Raw genomic sequence first — 22365 nt, 5'->3', positions numbered from 1 at the left:
CTGTTTTACTCTTTCAGATAGGCTTCTCGTACTTTTTTGAATAAATTAGAAGAATAAACAAACGCCACAACAGCTTCGTTGTCGGTTCTGAAAATTTCTTCTTTTGTTCCTTCCCAGGCTTTTAAACCATCTTTAAGAAATAAAATTTTCTCCCCAATTTCCATTACGGAGTTCATATCATGCGTGTTTATAACGGTTGTGATATTGTATTCTTCTGTGATTTCTTTGATGAGATTATCAATCAATATAGCCGTGTTTGGATCTAGTCCGGAGTTAGGCTCATCACAAAAAAGGTATTTTGGATTATTTACAATAGCGCGCGCAATAGCGACACGTTTTTGCATTCCTCCTGAAATTTCCGAAGGTAATTTTTTGTGGGCGTCAATAAGGTTGACTCTTTTTAATACAAAATCGACGCGCTGCTGGATTTTTGCATTATTGTCTTTGGTGAACATTTTTAACGGAAAACCTACGTTTTCAGCAACAGTCATGGAATCAAATAATGCACTTCCTTGAAAAACCATTCCTATCTCGGTTCGTAAATCTCGTTTTTCGTCAGGGTTCAATTCAGAATAAATCCTGCCATCAAATGAAATTGTTCCAGATTCAGGAGTATGGATTCCTAAAAGACTTTTAAGTAAGACCGTTTTTCCGGATCCACTTTGTCCGATAATTAAATTTGTCTTTCCAGTTTCAAAAACGGTCGAAACACCTTTAAGAATTTTGGTACCGCCAAATGATTTTTCTATGTTTTGTACTTCTATCATGAGCCCAGTAACAATTGTGTTAATATATAGTTGAAAGAAATGATCGAAACCGATGTCCAAACAAATGAAACGGTACTTGCCCGACCTACTTCAAGTGCACCACCTTTCATGTAGTACCCGTGAAAAGAAGGAATAGTTGCCAGTAACATTGCGAAGAGTAATGTCTTTAGAAAAGCATAAACGATATGAAATGGAATAAAATCCATTTGAGCACCATTTATAAATTCGGAGCTTGAGGTGAAGCCACCGTAAACTCCAGCCATCCAGCCACCCAGTACTCCCAGGAACATACTGATTCCAATAACAAAAGGATACAATAGTAGGGCAATTATTTTTGGGAAAACTAAATAATTTAACGAGTTCACGCCCATCACTTCCAAGGCATCAATTTGTTCCGTAACCCTCATCGTTCCAATACTTGATGTGATAAAAGAACCCATTTTTCCTGCCATAATTACAGAGATGAAAGTGGGTGCAAATTCTAATATTACCGATTGTCTTGTTGCAAAACCAATAAGGTATTTTGGAATTAAAGGATTGGTCAGATTTAATGCGGTTTGAATCGCAACAACACCTCCAACAAAGAAAGAAATGAAGGCTACAATACCAAGGGAACCAATAATTAAATCATCAATTTCCTTAAAAATCAGATTTCTCATCACAGACCATTTCGTCTGCTTGTTGAAAATTTCTTTTAGCATTAAGAAGTATCTTCCTATCTGCGTTATATATCGAATGAGCATCATAGTTTTGCGATTATGGGCTAAATTAAGGATTAGTTAGCAGTTTACACTTTGCACTTTATAGTTTTTTGATTTTTGAAGCTAAAAAAGCTTTTCTTTCATTTTCTTTATGCGATAGGATCGAATGAATTTAGCTTGTTCTGCCGTTACCAATAAGGGTGTTTTGGCTGATTTGGCCTTCCAGAAACCTTTGATATAATCTAAAAAGAGTAAAGGTTTCTTTTTCATCATTGCCAGTTTTGCCGAAGCTATGGCAGTGATAAGAAATCCGTACCCTAAAGTATAAAACGCTTCTCCTTGTTTGTAGCGGGCTGTTTTATTATAATTCGCACCAGTTGGTTTTAAATGTTTTACGATTAAGGAAGCATCAGTAACTACTTTCCATCCGTAAAATTTAGATAGTAATTCATCAACGGTATCCCAACCCATAGCAGGTTTTAAATTTCCTATTTGTTGAAAACAAGCTTTTCTGTACGCTTTAAAAGCGCCACGAATATGGTCTTTATCGGTTAGGTTTTCTAAAATCCATTCGCCATTTTTTTCGATGTAGGCAAATCCACCAGCCATTCCGATTGTTGCATCTTTTTCGAAAATAGTTAAAATGGTTTCAAAATAGTTAGTGGGCAGAATTAGGTCGGCATCTAGTTTTACGATGACGTCATACTCTTGGTCCAATGTCTCAAAACCCTTGTGAAAGGCTTGAATAACTTTACTTCCCGGAAGATGTATCGCGCTTGACGTTTTATTTACTAAAGTAATAAACGGATTTTCCTTGGCGAAAGCAGTTACAATTTCGGCTGTTTTATCAGTTGAATTATCATTGACAACGACTACTTTTTTTGGTAAGACAGTTTGTGAAATTAAGGATTGCAGTGTTAAAGCAATAAATGCTTCTTCATTATGGGCCGGAATAACAATATAATAATTCATTATTTTATTTTTTCAGCGTAAACAATATAATACCTGTTGGTAAATTTTCGCAATAATGGACGAAGACCAAATTTCTTAACCGGATTGGTCCATTTTTCTCTGTCGATTATTTTCCAGCCTGTTTTTTCCAATAGCCAGTCCAATTGCCAATCTTCAAATTCATGGTAATGTCTGTCCCACATATCGGTTTTGCTTCGGTATGCTGGTGAAAACCACAAACGCATCGGGATGGAAATAAAAAGCTTATCGGATTTTATTTCTTTTAAAATAGTAAACGGGTTTAGTAGGTGCTCGAAGATTTCAAAAGCAGTTACGACATCCTGTTTTTCGGCAGAAAGTACGGCTTGGTCGATGTCTAAGTCTTGCCCTGTTGTGTTTTTAACCGCAAATCCTTCCGATTTCATGATTTTAGAGAAAGGATTTTCTACACCTAAATCTAATATGGTTTCATCTGTGGAGATGTGTTTTTTTAGAAATTCTAAAGTATGTTTGAATCTTTTATTTGGAAACGTTTTTTCGTACATTTTTTTATTTTTAGCAACAAAGATGCAAAGGTACAAAGATAAGTTTCTTATTTGCAGAATTTTTAACCGAGATAGCAACCGAAAGCCCACGACCAAAAAAATGCAGTTTTTGGCAGCCTAAAAAGGGAGCAAAAAGAAGCTCTTTCTAAGGTTTGAAAAAAACACATTTTTTAAGTGTGGGCTAAAGTGTATCGCTGGATTAGCTCCAAATAAAATTAATATCTGTAAACAAATGCATTGATATTCATTCCTGCTCCAACGGATGCAAAAATAAGAATGTCTCCTTTTTGTATGGATTGATTTTCTATTTCTCCGCGAATTAAAAGGTCATAAAGTGTTGGCACGGTTGCTACACTACTGTTTCCAAGTTCGTGAATGCTCATCGGCATAATGTCTTTTGGAACGGGTCTGTCGTATAATTTGTAAAAACGTTGGATTATCGCTTCGTCCATTTTTTCATTGGCCTGATGGATAAGGATTTTCTTTACATCGTCAATGCCTAATCCACTTTTGTCCAAACAACTTTTCATAGCAGCTGGAACCTGGCTTAATGCAAATTCATAGATTTTGCGTCCGTACATTTTTATGTATCTGATGTCTGGATCTAAATCAGGATTGTACGATTTTCCAAAAAACAAATAATTCGCTTCATCATTAGCGTAAGTAGCACTTTCATAAGCCAACATTCCTGTTTCATCGTCAGAGGCTTCAATTACAGAAGCGCCTGCGCCATCTGAATAAATCATGGAATCCCTGTCATGGGCATCAACCACTCTTGAAAGTGTTTCAGCTCCGATTACCAGACAACGTTTTGCCATACCGGATTTGATGAAAGCATTGGCCTGCATAACACCTTCAATCCAGCCCGGACATCCGAAAAGGATATCGTAAGCAACACATTTTGGGTTCTTTATTTGTAATTTATTTTTTACGCGCGTGGCTAAACTTGGAATCATATCAGATTGATTTGTTCCGCATTTTACATCACCAAAATTATGTGCGAAGATGATATAGTCAATAGTCTCAGGATCAATTCCTGCATTTTCTATTGCTTTTTGAGAAGCAAAAAAAGCTAAATCAGAAGAGGTGTATTGGTCTTCGGCATAACGTCTGTGTTCTATACCAGTTATTCCTTTAAATTTACTAATGACTACTTCATTAGCGTAGCCAAAAGCTGTTCCGTCTTCATTCAAAAAAATATGTTCGCTAAAGTCAGTATTGCTTACTTTTTTTTCAGGAATATAACTTCCTATTCCAGTTATTTTTATTTTCATCGGGTTGTTTTCCAAAAATTCAGGCTAATTTAATCATAAATAAATTAGTACACTCACAAAATTTATTATGCATGCATATAATTGTGGAATAATAATTTATTGGCAAAAATATTGATTATTTTATTACGAATTGCAAAAAAATGATGCGATATTGATTTCCGAATTGTTGTGCTTGGTAAAATTGATGTTTTCAGAATCTAGAAAGGGAAATCGGTTTGAGATTAAATGTTGTACTACTGCTTGTTTGTTTCTAAATCGTGAATTTTTGAAAGCAGTCATTGCGTAGTATTACGAATTGGATTGCGGGGCAGGAATAAAAAAAGAGCCACTTTTTAGTGGCTCTTAGTGGGATTATTTTATATTTAATTTTTCTAAGTGTATGTTTATTTCTTTTAATTTCTTGTCGTATTCCAGTAACAGAACATTTCCAACTTTCGCTGGCAAAACTCGGAAATCATTGTTGTTATTGTCACTTTCCAGGTAGATTTTATCTTCGGATAATTGGCCGTTATCACAAATGATAGTTTTAAACGCATTTTTATTTTTCTCGCCTTTTAGTCTTTCATAATCGATAAAGCAAGCATAGAAACGATCATTTGTTTTGTCGAGTTGGGTATATTCATAATCAAACGCACCATAGGCTTTTAAGGCATGCGCATTTAATTGTGGGCTTCCAAAATCAGAGAGACTCGGTGCTCTTGATTTTCCTTTTTCAAATTCTTGAATTTCTATAAGTTTGAAATCAGAATTAAATTTGAACACTACAGAATTTGTAATTGTAAGTTGTGTAACACTTGCACCTCCACCACCTCCGGCTAATAGCGATAGGGTATTTAGTGCTATGCCTCCGGCATTTGCTGTTCTTTTATAAAACTCTCCAATGGCATAATACTCATTGTTCTTTGTTCTGGCAATATTATGAAAATAAATGTATCCTTTGTCTTCAATGTAATTACCGCTCACTTTTGCAATTTTTGCAACGTCTTCTTTCCAACTGGTAAAGTTTTCTTTTAAAGTTTTTCCGGATAAATCGATAACTTCCGTAAACAAACCTAAACTTTTATCATCAATAATATTATCACCTTCTTTAAAATATTCCCCCATTAAAACAACATTGTCGTCTTTGTCAAGGAATGCATTGTTAATTAATCTTGGTTTGCTGTTTTTGCTATATTCTTTTTCATACAATAACAGGCCTGTATTTACATCAATAACTTTTGTCCTTAGGGCTAGTTTTCGTGATAAAAGACTAGGTTTTGAAGTTTCTAAAGCAACAATTACTTTATCATTTACTTCGATTGGATTTATTGCTAATATTTCTTTTGAATCTTCAGGAGAATTGTATTCCCATGCATTTCCACCGTCGGTTGGGTAGTATTTTAAAGAGTATCCTATTTTTTTATTGTCTTCAAACTTGTTGAAAATAAATCCTTTGTTTTCAACAGGAAATATAATATTAAAATCACCAGTTTGTTGCATGTATTGAATGTAGCGGATTTCTTTACTTTCCAAGGGAATGTCAATTGTTGGTAATGCATTTACTTTCTTATCATAGCTTAGCAGGCTGATCTTTTTTTCTTTAAAATTAGCCATCGCAAACATTATCCCTTGATTGTTAAAACTACTTTTCATTAAAAAAGTATTTTTATTATCAACATAGGTTTTCTGGGCTACTTCAACTAGATTTTTGTCTAAAACCTGAATTGCAAATTCGCGATTTCCTTTTTTTAACTTGTCTATTTCATAGAAAAAGTAATAGCCATCAACATCCTTCTCTTTGTTGAGGATTGCTCCTGAATTCTTTACTTTAAAAGTATTGACTTCATTAATTTTTTTTGTTTGTGCAAAAGTTAAATTTGCCACAAAGGAGATTAATAGTAGCGTACTGATTTTTTTCATAATTGGTTTGTTGTTTGATTGTATTAATTTTTATTTAAGCTTTTGAAGAAAGTATAGGCAGTTTGAAATTCAGCATCCTCTTTTGATAGCACTTCGTTTTTTAGACAGAAATAATAACCAATTTTTCGGAGTTCTTTTAGTTCAAGATTGTTTAAAAATAACCGTATCTCATTAATATATTTTTCTTCGGAAAAAGAGTTTACGGGTTCTACATATTTTCCAAAGGCGTGTTTTTCTTTTAAAACGTATACTTTTTTTAATAGGTGGGCAACAGAACTGGTAAAGTCTTTTTTATTTAATTCCTCTTTTTCATAAAGGGACAATAATTGGTAGAGCGCAAAGTCTAATTTAGAGTCGTCAAAAAAGATTTTAATGCTGTTTTCAGCTGTTTTTTTCTGTACCAGATCTATTTCATTTTTGGTTGGATTTGTTGGGGAGATGGTATAGTTTTGGATTATATTTTTGATACGAAGAGGAATGTCAGGATGTGTTTTTGTGGAATCTTTATCAAATTCCAAATCATTTACTTTTTCGGTAATGTCGAACATTTTGTCTTCCTGGGCAATCCATGCTTCTTTAAACGGGTATTCTTCGAAGGTGAAATTTTGTTTTAGATTTGTTGGATTGTTGAAAAGTATACCATCAGTCGTATCGAGTTTTTTTAGAATATTTATCGAAGCCTGTTTGTTGTATTTTGTCTTGTTAAACAAAATAAAACCAAGCGAGTCGGCTTGTGTTTCTGCGCTTCGGCTTCGCTTCATAAAATTAAATTGCAGGTCCTTTAATAATGAAGTTACAGCGGATCGACGTCCATATTTTTTATTTGAAGCGGCATTAAGCTGTTGCTTAGTATTCTTAGAGCTGAATGTCTGGATGTATTCTTCGAGCGCTTTGTCGTTGTGTTTTAAGATATAATGTGCTATTTCATGGCAAATAATAAAAGCCATTTCATCATTATTTTCAATAAGCGTGAATAAACCTAAATTAACCGAGAATAGTCCGTTCCCGTAGCATGCAGCATTAGGGATTAGGGATTTGTTAATCAGAAAATAAAAATTTTTTGTGTCAATTTGGGGATTTGAATGGTATATTTCGGTAAGTGTTTTTTGAAGAAACCCATTAATGGTTTTGTCAAAAATAAACGTACTGTCCTTTACATTTTTTAAAAAGGATACTTTTCGCTCCAGAAGTATTTCTTTTGCCTTTTTTTGCTGAATAGTGGAAAACTCATTTATTTTAGTAGTAGTTATTCTGGTAAGATAATTTTCCAGAGAATCGATACTGTGAGGGTAATAGTCAAAGTCATTATTCTGGGCTTGGGAGAAGCCAAAATACAGTAGGAACAGAAAGCATAATAGATTTGTTCTCATATATACTTGTAAGAATTGTTTTGCCAATACAAGTATAATGAAAATGCCCCGATATATCGAGGCATTTTTGTTTTTTTTTAAATGGTTAAAATTAGTTTTCCATATACGCTTCAATTGGCGCACAAGAACAAACCAAATTTCTATCGCCATAAGCATCATCTGCTCGGCGAACCGTTGGCCAGAATTTATTTTCAGCAATATAATCCAATGGGAAAGCTGCTTGTTCACGAGTGTATGGGAAATCCCAAGTGTCAGCGGTTAGCATGGCTAATGTATGTGGAGAATTTTTCAAAACATTGTTTTTGTCTTCCAGAGTAGAAGCTTCAATTTCTTTACGTATTGATATCATCGCATCACAAAAGCGGTCTAATTCTTCTAGGTTTTCACTTTCTGTTGGTTCAATCATTAATGTACCCGCAACTGGAAAAGAGACAGTAGGAGCATGGAATCCATAATCCATTAAACGTTTTGCGATATCAGTAACTTCAATTCCTTTTTGTTTGAATGGGCGACATTCTAAAATCATTTCGTGCGCTGCACGACCCATTTCTCCAGAATATAACGTGTCGTAATGTCCGTTCAATTTCTCTTTGATATAGTTCGCATTTAAGATTGCATATTGAGTAGATTGTTTCAGTCCTTCCGCACCTAACATTGAAATGTAACCATAGGAAATTAAACAAACTAAAGCCGAACCCCAAGGTGCAGCAGAAATAGCGGTAATAGCATTTTCTCCTCCAGTTGGAATTATTGGGTTTGACGGTAAAAAGGGAACTAATTGCGGAGCAACACATATTGGTCCGACACCTGGTCCACCACCACCGTGAGGTATAGCAAATGTTTTGTGTAAGTTCAAGTGACAAACGTCAGCACCAATAGTAGCAGGGTTTGTAAGTCCTACTTGCGCATTCATATTAGCACCATCCATATATACCTGTCCGCCGTTATCGTGAATCAATTGTGTGATTTCTTTAATAGCACTTTCAAATACACCGTGAGTTGATGGATACGTTACCATCAAACAAGAAAGATTGTCAGCGTGAAGAATTGCTTTTTCACGTAAATCTTCCACGTCGATATTTCCGTTATCTAAAGTTTTGGTAACAATAACTTTCATTCCCGCCATAGCTGCTGATGCCGGATTAGTTCCGTGAGCTGATGAAGGAATTAAAGCAATATTTCTATGATGATCTCCTCTTGACTGGTGGTAGGCACGAATAACCATTAATCCGGCATATTCGCCCTGGGCACCTGAATTAGGTTGCAAAGTAGTTCCTGCAAAACCAGTGATTACATTTAATTGCTGTTCTAGTTTAGCTAACATTTCCTGGTATCCCTGTGCTTGATCAAGTGGTGCAAATGGATGAATGTTATTCCATTGTGGCATGCTTAAAGGCAGCATCTCTGAAGCTGCATTCAGCTTCATAGTACAAGAACCTAATGAAATCATAGAATGATTCAAAGCTAAATCTTTTCTTTCCAACATTTTGATGTAACGCATCAAAGCGGTTTCCGAATGGAATTTGTTGAATACATCATGTTCTAAGAACGGTGAGGTTCTGTTTACACTTTCAGGAAAATGATTGGTTTCTGATAAACTTTCAATTGCAGTTGCCTGTTTGTTAGTTGCGGAAGCAAAAACAGAAATAATGGTATTCAAATCAGCAATACTTGTCGTTTCATTCAGAGAAATAGAAACCGTATTTTCGTCAATGTAATAAAAGTTAATTTCGTTTTGTTCGGCAATCGCTTTTACTTTTTGGGCGTCAGCCTTAACAACGATCGTGTCAAAGAAAGCGGTATTGGTTTGTTGTAAACCTAGTTTTTCTAATTCGTTTGCCAAGGTAGCTGCTGAAGCGTGTACTTTATTAGCGATATATTGTAATCCTTTTGGACCATGATAAACGGCGTACATTCCTGCCATAACGGACAATAAAACTTGCGCAGTACAAATGTTTGAAGTTGCTTTATCACGCTTAATATGTTGTTCGCGTGTTTGCAATGCCATACGAAGTGCACGATTGCCATTAGTGTCAACGGTTACCCCGATGATTCTTCCTGGCATGCTTCTTTTGTATTCGTCTTTTGTAGCAAAATAGGCAGCATGTGGACCACCATAGCCTAACGGAATTCCGAAACGTTGTGTTGTTCCTAACACTACTGCAGCTCCCATTTCTCCAGGAGGAGTCAGTTTTGCCAAACTCAAAATATCAGCAGCAACAGCTACTTTTATTTCGTTTGCACCCGCTTTAGCAATAAAATCAGTATAATCATGCACTTGTCCAAATTTTCCGGGATATTGAAGGATTGCTCCAAAATAGTCTGTTGAAAAGTCGAAATCTTCATGGTTCCCAATTACTAATTCAACACCAATTGGCGTAGAACGTGTTTGTAAAACAGATAATGTTTGTGGTAAAATTTCTTCTGAAACGAAGAATTTACAAATGTTATTTTTCTTTTGGTCACGAGAACGAACATCGAAAAGTAATGCCATTGCTTCAGCAGCAGCAGTTCCTTCATCCAGTAAAGAAGCGTTTGCGATTTCCATTCCTGTTAATTCGATAACCGTAGTCTGGAAATTCAAAATTGCTTCCAAACGTCCTTGTGCAATCTCGGCCTGATAAGGCGTATAAGCAGTATACCAACCTGGGTTCTCAAAAACGTTTCTTTGAATTACTGCAGGGATGATTGCTGCATTGTAACCTAGACCAATGTACGATTGAAAAACTTTATTTTTATTCCCTAATTTTTGAATGTGGTTTGCAAATTCATATTCGGTCATAGCCGGCTCTAAATCTAAATCAGCTTTTAGACGAATATCACTAGGTATTGTTTCGAAAATCAATTGATCAAGCGTCTCCGCTCCAATCGTTTTCAACATATGTTGTAGGTCGTTTTCTCTTGGACCAATGTGTCTTAAAGCAAAAGCATCTGTTTTCATATAAAAATGTAGGTGTTGTTTTTTTGTGGTGCAAAATTAAGTATTATTAATAATGTACACGGCATTTTTGGCTTCCTTTTTTATTGATTTTTCAACTAAATGATGTATTTGTTCACAATTGATTAATTTTGCCTCATGAGGATTTTCAAAGAACTATTCAAATTTTATATCAATAGCAGTATTCACGTGGGATTGTCATGTTATGCCCTGGTGAGAATGACGCAACACATGTTCCACATTTCCGGAGATGAATCCATCGCAAATTTTGCTTTTTTTGGAACAATTGTAGGATATAATTTCGTAAAATACGATGCTTTGGCCAGGGCCAAAAAATTAAAAATGCGCAAGGAGTTAAAAATCATCGCCGTATTTAGTTTTTTTGCGCTTCTTTTGGTTGGTTTTTATTTTTTTCATTTGCAACGCATTACCCAAATAGTAGCGGTTGCTTTTTTGAGTATCACACTGTTGTATACCGTTCCGTTTTTTCCAAATAAAAAAAATGCCAGAAACTGGGCGGGGGTTAAAATTTATATTGTGGCGTTGTGTTGGGTAGGAGTGACTCTGGTGTTGCCAATTCTGAATGCCGATGTTTCGATTGGGCTTGATTTTTATCTCAAATGCATACAGCGGTTTATTTTGATTTTTGTACTGGTGCTTATTTTTGAAATTATTGATCTGGCTAATGATGATCCGCATTTGCAGACCGTACCACAACAGATAGGAGTAAAGCGAACCAAAATAGTGGGGTTGCTGCTTTTAATTCCGTTTTATTTTCTGGAATTGCTAAAAAGTAATTTCGATGAAAATCAATTAATTGTCAACCTGATACTAGTGGTTATGCTGTCGTTATTTCTGGTTTTTGCCACTGAAAAACGTACTAAATATTATACTTCTTTTTGGGTGGAAAGCATACCGATTCTTTGGTGGTTATTATGGCTTTATTTTTGTAAAAAATAGGGTATTGTATGTTTTTTTTGGTTAATTAATGTTGATTTGGGTCTTTTGAATGTAATTCTGTAAAAATTAAGCTAATTTGAAGTTTAGTAGTATTTTGTTTATAATAATCTCTAACTTTGTCTTAAGGAAATGTTAAATACGTATACAGTACTTCTAACTCATTTAAAATTAATTATTTATGAAATCAAAATTACTTACTCTAGTTGTCTTGTTTGTTTTTAGTTTTGCTAGTGCGCAAACTGTTAAAATTAGTGCTTCCGAACCGGACGCCAACATTATTGTTAATGGGGCTAATGTAGGGACTGGAAGCTATAAATTGAGTCTGGATAAAAAAGACTGTTACAAAATTAAAGTTGAAAAACCGGGTTTTTTAAAGTATGAATCTACAGTTTGTGGAAAAAAAGCGGGACCTGAGCCGCCTTCAAGTGTGTATTTTGAAATGAAAAAAGATGATGCTGAGGAGGCTTCTATCAAAACGGATCAGGCAAACGTAGATTTTCAAATTGAAGTAAATCCAGATTTAAACATTACAGAAGCCTGGAAGCTTACTACGCAAATAGTTACTGATTATTTTGATGCTATTGAAGTAAGTGATAAAGAAACATCCTATTTAAGAACAGCATGGAGCGTTCAATCATTTCAACAAAATACAATTAGAACGCGTTTGATTATTAAATTATCGAAATCAGATCCTCTTACATTTAAAGTTAAGCTTAATAGTGAGTATTCAGGAGTTAGCGGAACTAGTGTAAAAGCAGACGAGCAGTTTAAAGATTGGGACAGGATTCTTAGAAAATATAAAAATGTAATTTCAGATTTCTCAAACAGACTGATGAAGAAATAAGAAAAGCATCACGATAAACGAAAAAACCGAAGCGCAAAACTTCGGTTTTTTTGTTTTAAAAATTATTCTTTCAAAGTGCCGAAAGCTTTCACTTCCAAATAATTCAGTAAGGAGTGAATTTACAATCCCAATTAATTGTCAACCTACACTAGTGGTCACGATGTCGTTATTTCTGGTGCCACTGAAAAAAGCACTAAATAGTGTACTTCTCTTAGGCTGGAAAGCATATTGGTTCTGTGGTGGCTGTTACTTCTGATTTTTCAGATAAGGCTTTCAGAACTTTATTTCTTTTGAGAAGGAAATTAATCAGGTGGTTTTTTAGAAACAGAAAATCAAATAATTCTCCAACTACTCCGTAAGGCACCTGGTAATAGACTTTATCTTTCATGACGGTGATTCCATCTTTTTCATAAAAAAAATGTTCGTGTCGAAATGATTTGAATTTTCCTTCTTCCATTTCATCTACAAAATATTCATACAGATTCATAGCGGTGATTCGGCTTTTATGGGTCATATAAATTCCAAAATGTTTGCCCCTCCATGTCACCGTTTCATTTAAATTGATTAGTCCGGAAGTGACCCCATCAATAGCCATTTCTTTAGTAGGACTCGCAGATTGTTGGTGTATATCAATGTCTCTTGATACGTCAAAAACAGTTTGTACCGGTGCATTTATTATAGTTCTTATTTTTATTTTTCTCATCAATAATTAGATTTTTCGTTTGTCTTCAATGGTGATTGGAGAGCCAATAGCCAGGAAGACGGATGCAGGTTTTAAATCTTTAATAAAAGCAAATTCTTTTCCATAAACACTTTCGAAATCAATTAGGGAAGAGTTGTTGATTACTTCCAGTTGTTGCCATCTGGGATGCGTGACGTGGTATTCAAAAGTTTCATTTTCATTTATTTTGTTGTAACCAAAATAATGCTCGGTGATGAATTCAGCTTCAGAGCCCGATTCAATCGGAATGAGATTTTTATTGGTTGCTACATGAATGGTATTCCAGTTCCCATTCATTTTCCATTGGTAAAGGAATTCCAGGGAGTTTTCATTTACTTTATAAGTGTGTTTCATTGGTAAAGTCTGGTAATGCTCGTTGTAGAATGTATTTGCTACAAACGATATGGCGTATTTTGGGACAAGTTCACTAATAAAAACCGTACCTCTTTTCCAAGCTCCATTTTCCAGGCGTTTGACATAAAACCGTAGGTTTACTTCTTCGAAATCAGAATGAAAAGGGATTTTCATTCCTAGAATTCTCACGTTTTCAAATAGAAACCCAATAAAACTAATATAACATTTGCCGTTGTGGTAGTCTATTTCGGTTCCTTTAGGGACATATTTTTCTAATATTTGAGGATTGACTTCATAATTAAGCATTGCTAAATTATTCCATTCGGCTTTTAGAAAACTCATGATTTCGTTGCATTTAAATTTTCAGAAATAGATGAAAATATATTAAAAAACCCGAAGCACTTAAACTTCGGGTTTTGATAGTTGTTGTTTAAACCAATCCCGCTCTTTTTAATAGTGCTTCCGGTTTTGGTTCTTGTCCTCTAAAACGTTTGTATAAAATCATTGGATGTTCTGTTCCGCCTTTAGAGAGTACATTCTCTTTGAATTTTGTGGCCACTTCCTTATTGAAAATACCGCATTCCTGGAAATATTCAAAGGCATCAGCGTCGAGAACTTCAGCCCATTTATAACTGTAATATCCGGAAGAATAACCCCCTTGAAAAATATGGGAAAAGGAAGTGCTCATTGCATTTTCTTTTACATCAGGATAGAGTTGTGTAGCGGCAAATTGCTCGGTTTCAAATGCCTTGATGTCTTTAATATTTGAGGGGTCTTGTGCATGCCATCCCATGTCTAACAATCCAAAACTCAATTGACGCATCGTTGCCATTCCTTCTTGAAAACTAGCGCTTTCTTTAATTTTGTGCACTAATTCTACGGGGATCATTTCTCCAGTTTGGTAATGGTACGCGAACAAAGCCAGTGCTTCCGGCTCGTAACACCAGTTCTCCAGAATCTGACTTGGTAATTCCACAAAATCCCAATATACAGAAGTTCCAGATAAACTTGGATAGGTGGTATTGGCTAACATGCCGTGTAAAGCATGCCCAAATTCATGAAACAAAGTGGTCACTTCGTTAAAAGTCAATAATGATGGCTTTGTTTCGGTAGGTTTAGTGAAATTACACACAATAGAAATGTGGGGTCTTTCGTTGATTCCTTTTTTTATGTATTGTGATTTAAAAGAGGTCATCCAGGCTCCGTTGCGTTTGCCTTTCCTTGGGAAGAAATCAGCATAAAATACGGCAACCAGTTGGTCATCTTCATCTTTTACTTCGTATGTTTTTACTTCTTCGTGGTATTTGTCCACTTCGAAAATCTCTTCAAAAGTGATTCCGTATAATTTTTGCGCTACTGCAAAAGCCCCGTCTAAGACTTTCTCTAATTGGAAATAAGGTTTTAATATTTCATCATCCAAATTGAATAATTGCTGTTTCAATTTTTCGGAATAATACGCGGAATCCCATTTTTCCAGTTGTTCGATTTTGTCCAGCGCTGTTGCGAAAGCAGTCAATTGTGCAAATTCTTTCAAAGCTGCAGGTTTGGCTTTTTCCAATAAGTCATTCGAGAATGTTTTTACTTTCTCTGGGCTTTCTGCCATTCGTTCTTCAAGAACGAAATGGGCGTGCGTGGCATAACCTAAAACCTGTGCTCTGTCAAAACGCAATTTTGCAATTTTAAGAACGATTTCCTGATTGTCAAATTCGTTGTTCTGAAAACCTTTAGCGCCAAAAGCGATTGCCATTTTCTTACGCAATTCACGATTGTCAGCATAGGTAACAAATGGAACATAACTAGGGTAATCCAAAGTAAAAATCCAGCCTTCTTTTTCTTGGGTTTTAGCCAAAGATCGAGCCGCTTCAATAGTTCCTTCCGGTAAACCTGCTAAATCGCTTTCATCGGTAAGATGCAATTGAAAGGCATGGGTTTCTGCCAAAACATTTTCGCCAAATTGCAAACTCAATTTTGACAGCTCTTTGTCGATTTCTCTTAATTTATCCTTTTTGTCTTCCGGTAAATTAGCCCCGTTTCTGGAAAAACTTTTGTATTTTTTTTCTAGAAGGGTGGTTTGTTCCGGATTTAGCGTTAGTTTATCTCTTTGCTCGTAAACCGTTTTTACCCGGGCGAATAAATCAGGATTAAGACGAATGTCATTCGAAAATTCAGATAATAAAGGAGAAACGTCCTGAGCGATTTTTTGAATCTCATCATTTGTTTCTGCTGAATTCAGGTTGAAAAAGATGCTTGAGATTCGATCCAAAACATCTCCGCTGAATGCTAGTGCTTCAATGGTGTTTTCGAAAGTTGGTTGTATTGGATTTCGTACAATGGCATCGATTTCGGCTTTTGCCAATTCGATTCCTTTTTTGAAAGCAGGAAGAAAATCTTCGTTTTTAATTTTCGAAAAAGGAGCAGTGTTATATTTTGTATTGAAATGGTGTGTTAGGATACTCATTTGTATTTTTTTACTAAAAATAATTCAATGTTTATAGATAACAAAGGTAGGGATTTATTAAAAAAAACGAGGTTGCTAAACGAATTGATTTGTCTTAAAATGGCGGAGTGACTTGTGTTATTTAAATGTTATTTATTTCGTTTCGCAGTAATAAAGCCTTAAATTGTGAAAAAAGATTGGGTTTTTAAGAAACCAGTCAAAAAACAAAATAAAATATGAACTATCAAATTGAAATAAAAAGCGCTATTACTGTAGATCAAATAGAGGAATATTGGACAAATGAAGATTATATCAAACTATTGGAAAAATTCGATTATCCAGATGCATCTGATGCTGATGCAGCCAGTTTAAGAGAATTGTTATTTATGGCAATTTCCGATTTTGAACCCAAAGATGCTGCTGTAATTGTATTGGAATACAAATTGTCAGAAGCTTTAAATGAAGGTCAAATTCAACAAATTTCAAACGATATGTTTTTGGATAAAGTATGTGAAGAATACCCTGAAATAGGTTTGCATTCGGTTCTTTTTCATGTCAACCAATTGCTTTTTAAAGCGTACAACGGTAAATTCCCTAATGCTAAAGCCACAATCATTACTTGCAGTATCACTCCATCAGAAGGCGAAAGTGAAGCTGAATTGACCAAAGAAAATGTTTTGAAATTATTGAGCAACGGATTGTCGGATAGTAATCTTATCAAAAGATTGTTTGATCAGGCTATGAATGAAAATGCGCCTTTCCCGGAAGCGGAAGATATTTTATGGGATTTAACAACTTCGGATAAGGTGAATTATGCTTTAACAACTTCTGAATATTGGTTAAATAAAGAAGATATAATTGCTTCAGAATTTGAAGGGGTTCTTGTAGAATCGGTGACTGTGGAATAGTTCATTCCCGATTTAAAATAGAATAAAGCTCCATAAAAATATCCAAAAAACAGCAACTGTTTGGGGTATTTTTATGGAGCTTTAGTATCATATTTTGTATTATTTGTTCAGGGTTTCAGAGGCAATATCTACAGCTTCTTTTAATCCTGTTTTATACAATACTATTCGGTCAAGGATAGTTTTATTATGACTCCCTATGATTTGAGCGGCAAGAATTCCTGCGTTTTTGGCTCCATTTAATGCAACTGTCGCTACAGGAACACCCCCTGGCATTTGAAGAATAGACAAAATACTATCCCAGCCATCAATAGAGTTGCTTGATTTTACAGGAACACCAATTACAGGAAGTGGAGACATAGAGGCTACCATTCCAGGTAAATGTGCGGCACCGCCAGCACCTGCAATAATAACCGAAATCCCACGATGGTGTGCATTTTTACTAAAGTCAAATAATTTTTCCGGGGTTCTGTGTGCAGAAACGATATCAACTTCTGTTTCTATATCAAATGCTTTTAAGATGTCTATGGCTTCTTGCATTACAGGCATATCAGAAATGCTTCCCATTATAACGGCTACTTTCATGTTTTTTATTTTGTTTTTTTAAGTGCAGGACAACGACTAGAAATAAATTATCGATTGCTGATTACCCGAATCGTATTTTTTACTTTTTCAGCAATTATTCTAGCTTCATTAATGTTTTTATTTACAATAGTAACATGTCCCATTTTTCGAAAGGGACGGGTCTCTTTTTTTCCATAAATGTGAGGCGTAACACCATCCCAACCTAATATTTTTTCAATATTCTCGTAAACCACATCTCCGGAAAAACCTTCGGCACCCGATAAATTCACCATAATTCCGGCAGCTTTGCTATCCGTATTTCCTAAAGGCAAATTAAGAATAGCGCGTATGTGATTCTCGAATTGTGAAGTGTAACTGGCCTCAATGGAATAATGTCCAGAATTGTGCGGACGGGGAGCAACTTCATTAACTAAAATTTCGTCGTCTTCAGTTTGAAACATTTCGACTGCCAAAAGGCCAACATGATTGAATTTTTCAGAAACATTTAATGCTATTGCAATTGCTTTTTCAGCAACTTTAGGGTCAATTCGGGCAGGGCAAATTACGTATTCTACCTGGTTTGCTTCCGGATGAAATTCCATTTCCACAACGGGATAGGTTTTTATTTGACCCGATGGATTGCGACAAACGATCACCGCTAATTCATTTTTGAAAGGAATCATTTCTTCGGCGATGCATTCAACATTGGCTAAATTATCTAAATCTGAAATTTGTCTGATGACTTTTACTCCATTTCCGTCGTAACCAAATTCAGTGCATTTCCATACAAATGGTAATTTTAATTTGGAATCGAGAATGTCAACAATTACACTTTTTAGATTGCCAAATCGCTTGTAATTTGCGGTCGGAATGGCATGTTTTATATAAAAATCTTTTTGAGTTCCTTTATTTTGAATAAGTTTCAATGTTTTAGGAGAAGGATATACTTTTATTCCTTCCTCTTCAAGTTTTTCTAAAGCCTCAAGATTAACCAACTCGATTTCGAAAGTCAAAACGTCAACTTTTTTGCCAAAGTTATAAACGGTCTCAAAATTCATTAAATCACCTTTAAAGAATTTATTGCATGCTATTTTACATGGCGCTTGATTACTTGGGTCAAGAACATAAGTTTGTATGTCGAATTTTCGCGTATCAAACAACAGCATTTTGCCGAGTTGTCCGCCGCCGAGAATTCCCAGTTTAAAATCAGAAGAAAAATAATTCATCGTTGTATAGAAATTTATCTGTAAAATTGATTTTACAAAGATACTTTTAAATGATTAATAATAAAAAGATACGACTTGTAAAATAGTTTTATAGGTGTTTCAATACTGAAGATATTACCTTCTTACAATTACTTTTTTAGAAAAATTCCCATTGGCAGTCTCAATTTTCAAAGTATAGAATCCGGTTGCTAGATTTTCAACATTTATAGAAAGCTGGCTAGTCATTAGAGGATTTTTATACCTGCCAATAAATTTACCGTCGACTGAGTATATAGAAACAGCATAGACATCATTGTTGTTCGGGGAGTTAATGGTAATGAGTTCTGATGTTGGATTTGGATAAACGATAACTTCGTGCGCATTTTGAAATTCGTTAACGGAAAGTAATTTATCAGCATAGCAGGTAGTATTAACGACGTTTGGAAGTTTTATTAAATCGGCTATTTTATTGTTTGAAAATCCAGTATTAGTGGTGTGATTGTAGAAGGTCATGTCTAATGTTTGGTTGCTTGTTCCAAACCAATCTTGTAATACAGTACTGAAAACCCTCCTGTAGTCATGCTGAACAGTTCTCACTTGATAATTATTTGCCAAAACTGCTTCAGCTAAATTTACATTTGTCCCAGATATTCCCGGATTTATTGCACTTCCGAAAACAAACATCGGAGCAATCTCACCATGATCAGTGCCTAAACTTGCATTTTCTCCTGCTTTTCTTCCGAATTCCGAAAAAGTTACCGCTATAACATCATTTCCCATATTCTGGTTGTTCAAATCTGTAATAAAAGTATTGATTGCTTCTGATATGTGGGTTAATAGGTTTGCATGCGCACCTAAATGTGCTGTGTTGTTTGCAGCTACCTGCATGTCATGCGTGTCAAATCCACCTATTTTGACTAAATAGACTTTGGTTTGGAGACCACCTGAAATAAAGCGTGCTACCGTTTTTAATTGATTGGACAAGCTGGTGTTGGGATAGGTTAAAGTATTGCTTCCCGAATTAAAGGAGCTGGAAATAGTTTGTGCATACGAATTTGTAGCGGCGTCATTGTTAAGGATGTATTGAATTAAACTGCCGTATTCTGAATCTGGAATGTTTGTTGGGGGTAATCCGCCTAAACCATTGACCACAGAATAGAAACCGGACAGATCCTGACCGCTAATGTTTAAAGACATTCCATGTTCAACTTCTCCATGAAAACCAAGTGAATTATCACTGCTTCCCAGCTGGATTCCTAAAGGAAAGTTTGAATTCAGATAATCCACATAATAATTCTCTAAGAAGCGTCCTACCCATCCATTATCGAGATAATTGTTGGCCATAGTTCCATCGCCTCCACTTAGCCATAAATCAGTAGATTTAAAATGGGATTTGTCTTGAGAAGGATAGCCAACACCTTGAATTATTCTCATGAATCCTTTATCATATAGGTTTTTAAATCCAACGAGTGACGGATGCAGTCCCACCTGGTCCTTTAATGCCAAAGTGGAATCCAGATTGATTACCCCATTTGTTCCTCCAATATTATTTAGTTTTATGTTGGGCCGTAATGTGGCATAAGTGTCATATTGGTTGAGAGGTACGATAGTGTTTAATCCGTCATTAGCCCCCGCTAATTGGATCAATACTATTTTTTTTGTACTGGAATCAGGGCAGCTCGTCATGCCTGCCGATTTAAAGAGAGCAAAAACTTCTGTAGGCAATAATGAAAATGCGCTAGCTGTAGAAGTCAATTTAATAAAATTTCTTCTTTTCATGATATTTGTTGTTTTGTAATTTATTATTGGAATACTACTAAAACAGGTGAGATTTGGGGTCTCATAATATCTTTGACGGTAAATAAATTTTTGAAATAATACAAAAACACTTGTGATTTAAGTTTCCTTAAATGCCTGTTTGCTAAATAAATGTGTGAAATAATACAAGAACACTTGTGATTTAAGTTTCCTTAAATGTCTTGGTTGCTAAATAAATGAGTGAAATAATACTAAAACAGTTGTAGTTTAAGTTGCCTTAAAATGTCTTGTTTGTTAAATAAATTTTTAAAATGATACTAAAATAGCTGCGATTCGGGGGCTCTTACTATTTTGGTTACTAATAGCTTTAGTCGAGACTCGACTACTGTGCTATTATTGGTGCTAATAAAACTATTCCAGGCTTCTGTCCAATAATAATTGGTAAGGCCTTGGAGCAGAAAAGAATTCATAAAATAATTAATGCGCTCGGTATCTGGTTGCTGCGCAAAAAGAGCGTTGCATAATTCTGAGGTTAATACAAAGGGGTCAGAAGGATTTGAAACAATACCGGCATTTTTTAGTACTTCTGATATGTTTATTTTGGCAACGATAATACTATTGCCACTAATCCTGTTTACTCCGTCAAGCAGCGATTCTCCTAATCGGTATCTCGCAATTAAAGTGGCGGAAGATATCCAGCCTTTATCAAAATTAGGAGCTTGGTAAAAGGCGGCATGTCCGGCAACATTTTCTGGCTCAAATAAAATCATATTCGAACGTGTGAAAAAGTTATTGTTGATGAAATTCCACCAAAAAACATTGTAGAAATTCAATGTATTTGAAGTTGGGTCTGGGATAGTAGCTTTTAAATAAGTGCATATTTCAGATAGTTGTTGAAGCGGCGATTTTATCATCCCGCCTATGGTCTCGTCTGTCGCATTACTATCATCCAAATCGTAAAAATGTTGACTTTCTAATAATTTTCGGACTATAGGAACGATTTCATAGCCATTGTTATAGAGGATTTGTGCTAAAGGATCTATAATGTCATTTTCTGCTTCTGCTGAAATAGTGCTTTTTACAAAGTAAGTATACATTTTTCTGCAAATATTTTTAGCTGTCGCCGGTTGATTAAAAACCATTTCGATGTAAGTATCTAATTCACTGTCCATAGAAGCAGCATCACTCGCAGAAGTAATTATTTTGTTGCTAAAAGCACCACTAAACGTTTTAGAACTGGTATTGTGATCTGAAAATTGGTTGTGTCCCTTTGGAATTTTAGTTTCGGAATCAATTATAGATCGATCCGGTTTTCTTTTAAATCCGGTTAGTATTCTTGCTGTCTGTACAATATCTGATTCCGTATAGTTTGTGTAATTTCCAGGTGCAATTTGAGCCCCTTTTCCAATGGTAAATAATTCTAAAAACTCACGGGCATAATTTTCATTTGGAGAACTTTTCACATTAGAGGTATTGTTCAAAAAACTGAGCATCGAATTATTGAGGGTCATTTTTTTTGCTAATTTTTTATAATTGCCAAAAGAATAAAATAAAAGCAATCGGATGTAATCATAAAATTCGGTTGCTGACCCAAATACATCGGTGTTTTTTATTACGGTAAAACGAGTAGATAAAAAATGAGAAAGTTTGAATTTTAATGTTGGACTGTTTATCGCATTATACCACCACCAACCAGCTACAATTGTGCCTTTGCCATATTGATTTGGAAATGCACCGGGTAAATTTGTAGATTCAGTCCAATAACCATCTGGTGCGGTAGTTGGTAAAGGGTCATAAGGTAAGGTGAGCGTGAGCGGATTGTCAACTAATAATAAATCCAAAGCTTGGTTTGGTGTTAACTTAGCGTACTGGTCTATTAAGGCTTTGGTATAAACAAAAGTTGCTCTTCGCAATAAATGTTTAGCATTTTTGGCGCCTAAAACTGCTGTGTTTGGATTTAATGAAGCCATAATTTTACGATTTACAATATCCTTACTTAAATTTAGGAATAAATAAATTTATTACAATTTTTTTTCGATAAACAGATCTTAATAGTCGTCTAACTACCTGTTTTTTAGAAAATTATATATTTTTTTTAAGATTTTAGTTAAAAATTTTAAAGTTGTATTATTAGGATAATTAGGGCATTCGATTTGTTGGGGACAAATTAAT

The 22365-nt window shown here is 35.1% G+C and carries 18 protein-coding genes; 3 read left to right on the top strand and 15 right to left on the bottom strand.

The window, feature by feature from the left end; all coding sequences use genetic code 11:
* Positions 1-5: 5 nt before the first annotated feature.
* From ACNQGN_RS02185 to gcvP, 8 genes are all read right to left on the bottom strand, one after another.
* Positions 6-767: an ABC transporter ATP-binding protein gene (locus ACNQGN_RS02185; protein WP_417986217.1), complete on the bottom strand. Its 762-nt coding sequence runs from the start codon at positions 765-767 to the stop codon at positions 6-8.
* The gene (locus ACNQGN_RS02180; RefSeq protein ID WP_417986216.1) at positions 764-1513 is read right to left on the bottom strand and encodes an MlaE family ABC transporter permease; all 750 of its coding nucleotides are present in this window, start codon (positions 1511-1513) and stop codon (positions 764-766) included. Before ACNQGN_RS02180 ends, ACNQGN_RS02185 begins: the two co-directional genes overlap by 4 nt.
* Before the next feature lie 78 nt (positions 1514-1591).
* The gene (locus ACNQGN_RS02175; protein WP_417986215.1) at positions 1592-2440 is read right to left on the bottom strand and encodes a glycosyltransferase family 2 protein; all 849 of its coding nucleotides are present in this window, start codon (positions 2438-2440) and stop codon (positions 1592-1594) included.
* Positions 2440-2964, bottom strand: a complete 525-nt coding sequence (locus ACNQGN_RS02170; protein ID WP_417986214.1) for a class I SAM-dependent methyltransferase — start codon at positions 2962-2964, stop codon at positions 2440-2442. Before ACNQGN_RS02170 ends, ACNQGN_RS02175 begins: the two co-directional genes overlap by 1 nt.
* A 215-nt stretch (positions 2965-3179) precedes the next feature.
* Positions 3180-4238, bottom strand: a complete 1059-nt coding sequence (locus tag ACNQGN_RS02165) for a 3-oxoacyl-ACP synthase III family protein (protein ID WP_417986213.1) — start codon at positions 4236-4238, stop codon at positions 3180-3182.
* A gap of 351 nt (positions 4239-4589) precedes the next feature.
* Complete coding sequence (locus ACNQGN_RS02160; protein WP_417986212.1) at positions 4590-6137, bottom strand: DUF6770 family protein; 1548 nt, start codon at positions 6135-6137, stop codon at positions 4590-4592.
* Between the two features lie 23 nt (positions 6138-6160).
* Positions 6161-7507 carry a M48 family metallopeptidase gene (locus tag ACNQGN_RS02155; protein ID WP_417986211.1) on the bottom strand — a complete coding sequence of 449 codons (1347 nt, stop codon included), beginning with the start codon at positions 7505-7507 and terminating at the stop codon, positions 6161-6163.
* A gap of 91 nt (positions 7508-7598) precedes the next feature.
* Positions 7599-10448 (bottom strand): aminomethyl-transferring glycine dehydrogenase, encoded by a 2850-nt coding sequence (gene gcvP, locus ACNQGN_RS02150; protein ID WP_417986210.1) that lies wholly within the window; start codon positions 10446-10448, stop codon positions 7599-7601.
* A 135-nt stretch (positions 10449-10583) separates the two neighbouring features.
* Between gcvP and ACNQGN_RS02145 the strand changes: the two genes are divergently transcribed.
* Both ACNQGN_RS02145 and ACNQGN_RS02140 read left to right on the top strand, forming a co-directional pair.
* On the top strand, positions 10584-11405 hold the full coding sequence (locus ACNQGN_RS02145; protein WP_417986209.1) for a UbiA prenyltransferase family protein: 822 nt from the start codon (positions 10584-10586) through the stop codon (positions 11403-11405).
* 178 nt (positions 11406-11583) lie between these two features.
* Positions 11584-12249 (top strand): PEGA domain-containing protein, encoded by a 666-nt coding sequence (locus ACNQGN_RS02140; protein ID WP_417986208.1) that lies wholly within the window; start codon positions 11584-11586, stop codon positions 12247-12249.
* 211 nt (positions 12250-12460) lie between these two features.
* Here ACNQGN_RS02140 and ACNQGN_RS02135 read toward each other — a convergent pair whose 3' ends face one another.
* The 3 genes from ACNQGN_RS02135 to ACNQGN_RS02125 form a co-directional block, all read right to left on the bottom strand.
* Positions 12461-12952 (bottom strand): SRPBCC family protein, encoded by a 492-nt coding sequence (locus tag ACNQGN_RS02135; protein ID WP_417986207.1) that lies wholly within the window; start codon positions 12950-12952, stop codon positions 12461-12463.
* Between the two features lie 6 nt (positions 12953-12958).
* The gene (locus ACNQGN_RS02130) at positions 12959-13666 is read right to left on the bottom strand and encodes a YqjF family protein (RefSeq protein WP_417986206.1); all 708 of its coding nucleotides are present in this window, start codon (positions 13664-13666) and stop codon (positions 12959-12961) included.
* Between the two features lie 88 nt (positions 13667-13754).
* Complete coding sequence (locus ACNQGN_RS02125) at positions 13755-15782, bottom strand: M3 family metallopeptidase (protein ID WP_417986205.1); 2028 nt, start codon at positions 15780-15782, stop codon at positions 13755-13757.
* A gap of 215 nt (positions 15783-15997) precedes the next feature.
* Between ACNQGN_RS02125 and ACNQGN_RS02120 the strand changes: the two genes are divergently transcribed.
* Positions 15998-16669, top strand: coding sequence for a hypothetical protein (locus tag ACNQGN_RS02120; RefSeq protein WP_417986204.1), 672 nt, complete (start codon positions 15998-16000; stop codon positions 16667-16669).
* Positions 16670-16768: 99 nt separating this feature from the next.
* Here ACNQGN_RS02120 and purE read toward each other — a convergent pair whose 3' ends face one another.
* The 4 genes from purE to ACNQGN_RS02100 all read right to left on the bottom strand — a co-directional run bounded on the left by purE (position 16769) and on the right by ACNQGN_RS02100 (position 22163).
* The gene (purE, locus tag ACNQGN_RS02115) at positions 16769-17251 is read right to left on the bottom strand and encodes a 5-(carboxyamino)imidazole ribonucleotide mutase (protein ID WP_417986203.1); all 483 of its coding nucleotides are present in this window, start codon (positions 17249-17251) and stop codon (positions 16769-16771) included.
* A gap of 47 nt (positions 17252-17298) precedes the next feature.
* Positions 17299-18456, bottom strand: a complete 1158-nt coding sequence (locus ACNQGN_RS02110) for a 5-(carboxyamino)imidazole ribonucleotide synthase (RefSeq protein WP_417986202.1) — start codon at positions 18454-18456, stop codon at positions 17299-17301.
* A 114-nt stretch (positions 18457-18570) separates the two neighbouring features.
* Positions 18571-20214 carry a DUF1501 domain-containing protein gene (locus tag ACNQGN_RS02105; protein ID WP_417986201.1) on the bottom strand — a complete coding sequence of 548 codons (1644 nt, stop codon included), beginning with the start codon at positions 20212-20214 and terminating at the stop codon, positions 18571-18573.
* Positions 20215-20510: 296 nt separating this feature from the next.
* Positions 20511-22163 (bottom strand): DUF1800 domain-containing protein, encoded by a 1653-nt coding sequence (locus tag ACNQGN_RS02100; RefSeq protein WP_417986200.1) that lies wholly within the window; start codon positions 22161-22163, stop codon positions 20511-20513.
* Between the last annotated feature and the right edge of the window lie 202 nt (positions 22164-22365).

Origin of the sequence: Flavobacterium rhamnosi, from assembly GCF_048286515.1 — a bacterium.
Classification (GTDB): domain Bacteria; phylum Bacteroidota; class Bacteroidia; order Flavobacteriales; family Flavobacteriaceae; genus Flavobacterium.
Note: the sequence above shows the minus strand (reverse complement) of the source record. Positions and strands in the feature narration are given on the sequence as shown.

Coding starts and splice junctions, on each gene's coding strand:
- ACNQGN_RS02185 (WP_417986217.1), bottom strand. CDS start 767: ATGATAGAAGTACAAAACATAGAAAAATCATTTGGCGGTACCAAAATT.
- ACNQGN_RS02170 (WP_417986214.1), bottom strand. CDS start 2,964: ATGTACGAAAAAACGTTTCCAAATAAAAGATTCAAACATACTTTAGAA.
- purE (WP_417986203.1), bottom strand. CDS start 17,251: ATGAAAGTAGCCGTTATAATGGGAAGCATTTCTGATATGCCTGTAATG.
- ACNQGN_RS02140 (WP_417986208.1), top strand. CDS start 11,584: ATGAAATCAAAATTACTTACTCTAGTTGTCTTGTTTGTTTTTAGTTTT.
- ACNQGN_RS02120 (WP_417986204.1), top strand. CDS start 15,998: ATGAACTATCAAATTGAAATAAAAAGCGCTATTACTGTAGATCAAATA.
- ACNQGN_RS02135 (WP_417986207.1), bottom strand. CDS start 12,952: ATGAGAAAAATAAAAATAAGAACTATAATAAATGCACCGGTACAAACT.
- ACNQGN_RS02105 (WP_417986201.1), bottom strand. CDS start 20,214: ATGAAAAGAAGAAATTTTATTAAATTGACTTCTACAGCTAGCGCATTT.
- gcvP (WP_417986210.1), bottom strand. CDS start 10,448: ATGAAAACAGATGCTTTTGCTTTAAGACACATTGGTCCAAGAGAAAAC.
- ACNQGN_RS02155 (WP_417986211.1), bottom strand. CDS start 7,507: ATGAGAACAAATCTATTATGCTTTCTGTTCCTACTGTATTTTGGCTTC.
- ACNQGN_RS02130 (WP_417986206.1), bottom strand. CDS start 13,666: ATGAGTTTTCTAAAAGCCGAATGGAATAATTTAGCAATGCTTAATTAT.
- ACNQGN_RS02165 (WP_417986213.1), bottom strand. CDS start 4,238: ATGAAAATAAAAATAACTGGAATAGGAAGTTATATTCCTGAAAAAAAA.
- ACNQGN_RS02175 (WP_417986215.1), bottom strand. CDS start 2,440: ATGAATTATTATATTGTTATTCCGGCCCATAATGAAGAAGCATTTATT.
- ACNQGN_RS02100 (WP_417986200.1), bottom strand. CDS start 22,163: ATGGCTTCATTAAATCCAAACACAGCAGTTTTAGGCGCCAAAAATGCT.
- ACNQGN_RS02125 (WP_417986205.1), bottom strand. CDS start 15,782: ATGAGTATCCTAACACACCATTTCAATACAAAATATAACACTGCTCCT.
- ACNQGN_RS02180 (WP_417986216.1), bottom strand. CDS start 1,513: ATGATGCTCATTCGATATATAACGCAGATAGGAAGATACTTCTTAATG.
- ACNQGN_RS02145 (WP_417986209.1), top strand. CDS start 10,584: ATGAGGATTTTCAAAGAACTATTCAAATTTTATATCAATAGCAGTATT.
- ACNQGN_RS02160 (WP_417986212.1), bottom strand. CDS start 6,137: ATGAAAAAAATCAGTACGCTACTATTAATCTCCTTTGTGGCAAATTTA.
- ACNQGN_RS02110 (WP_417986202.1), bottom strand. CDS start 18,456: ATGAATTATTTTTCTTCTGATTTTAAACTGGGAATTCTCGGCGGCGGA.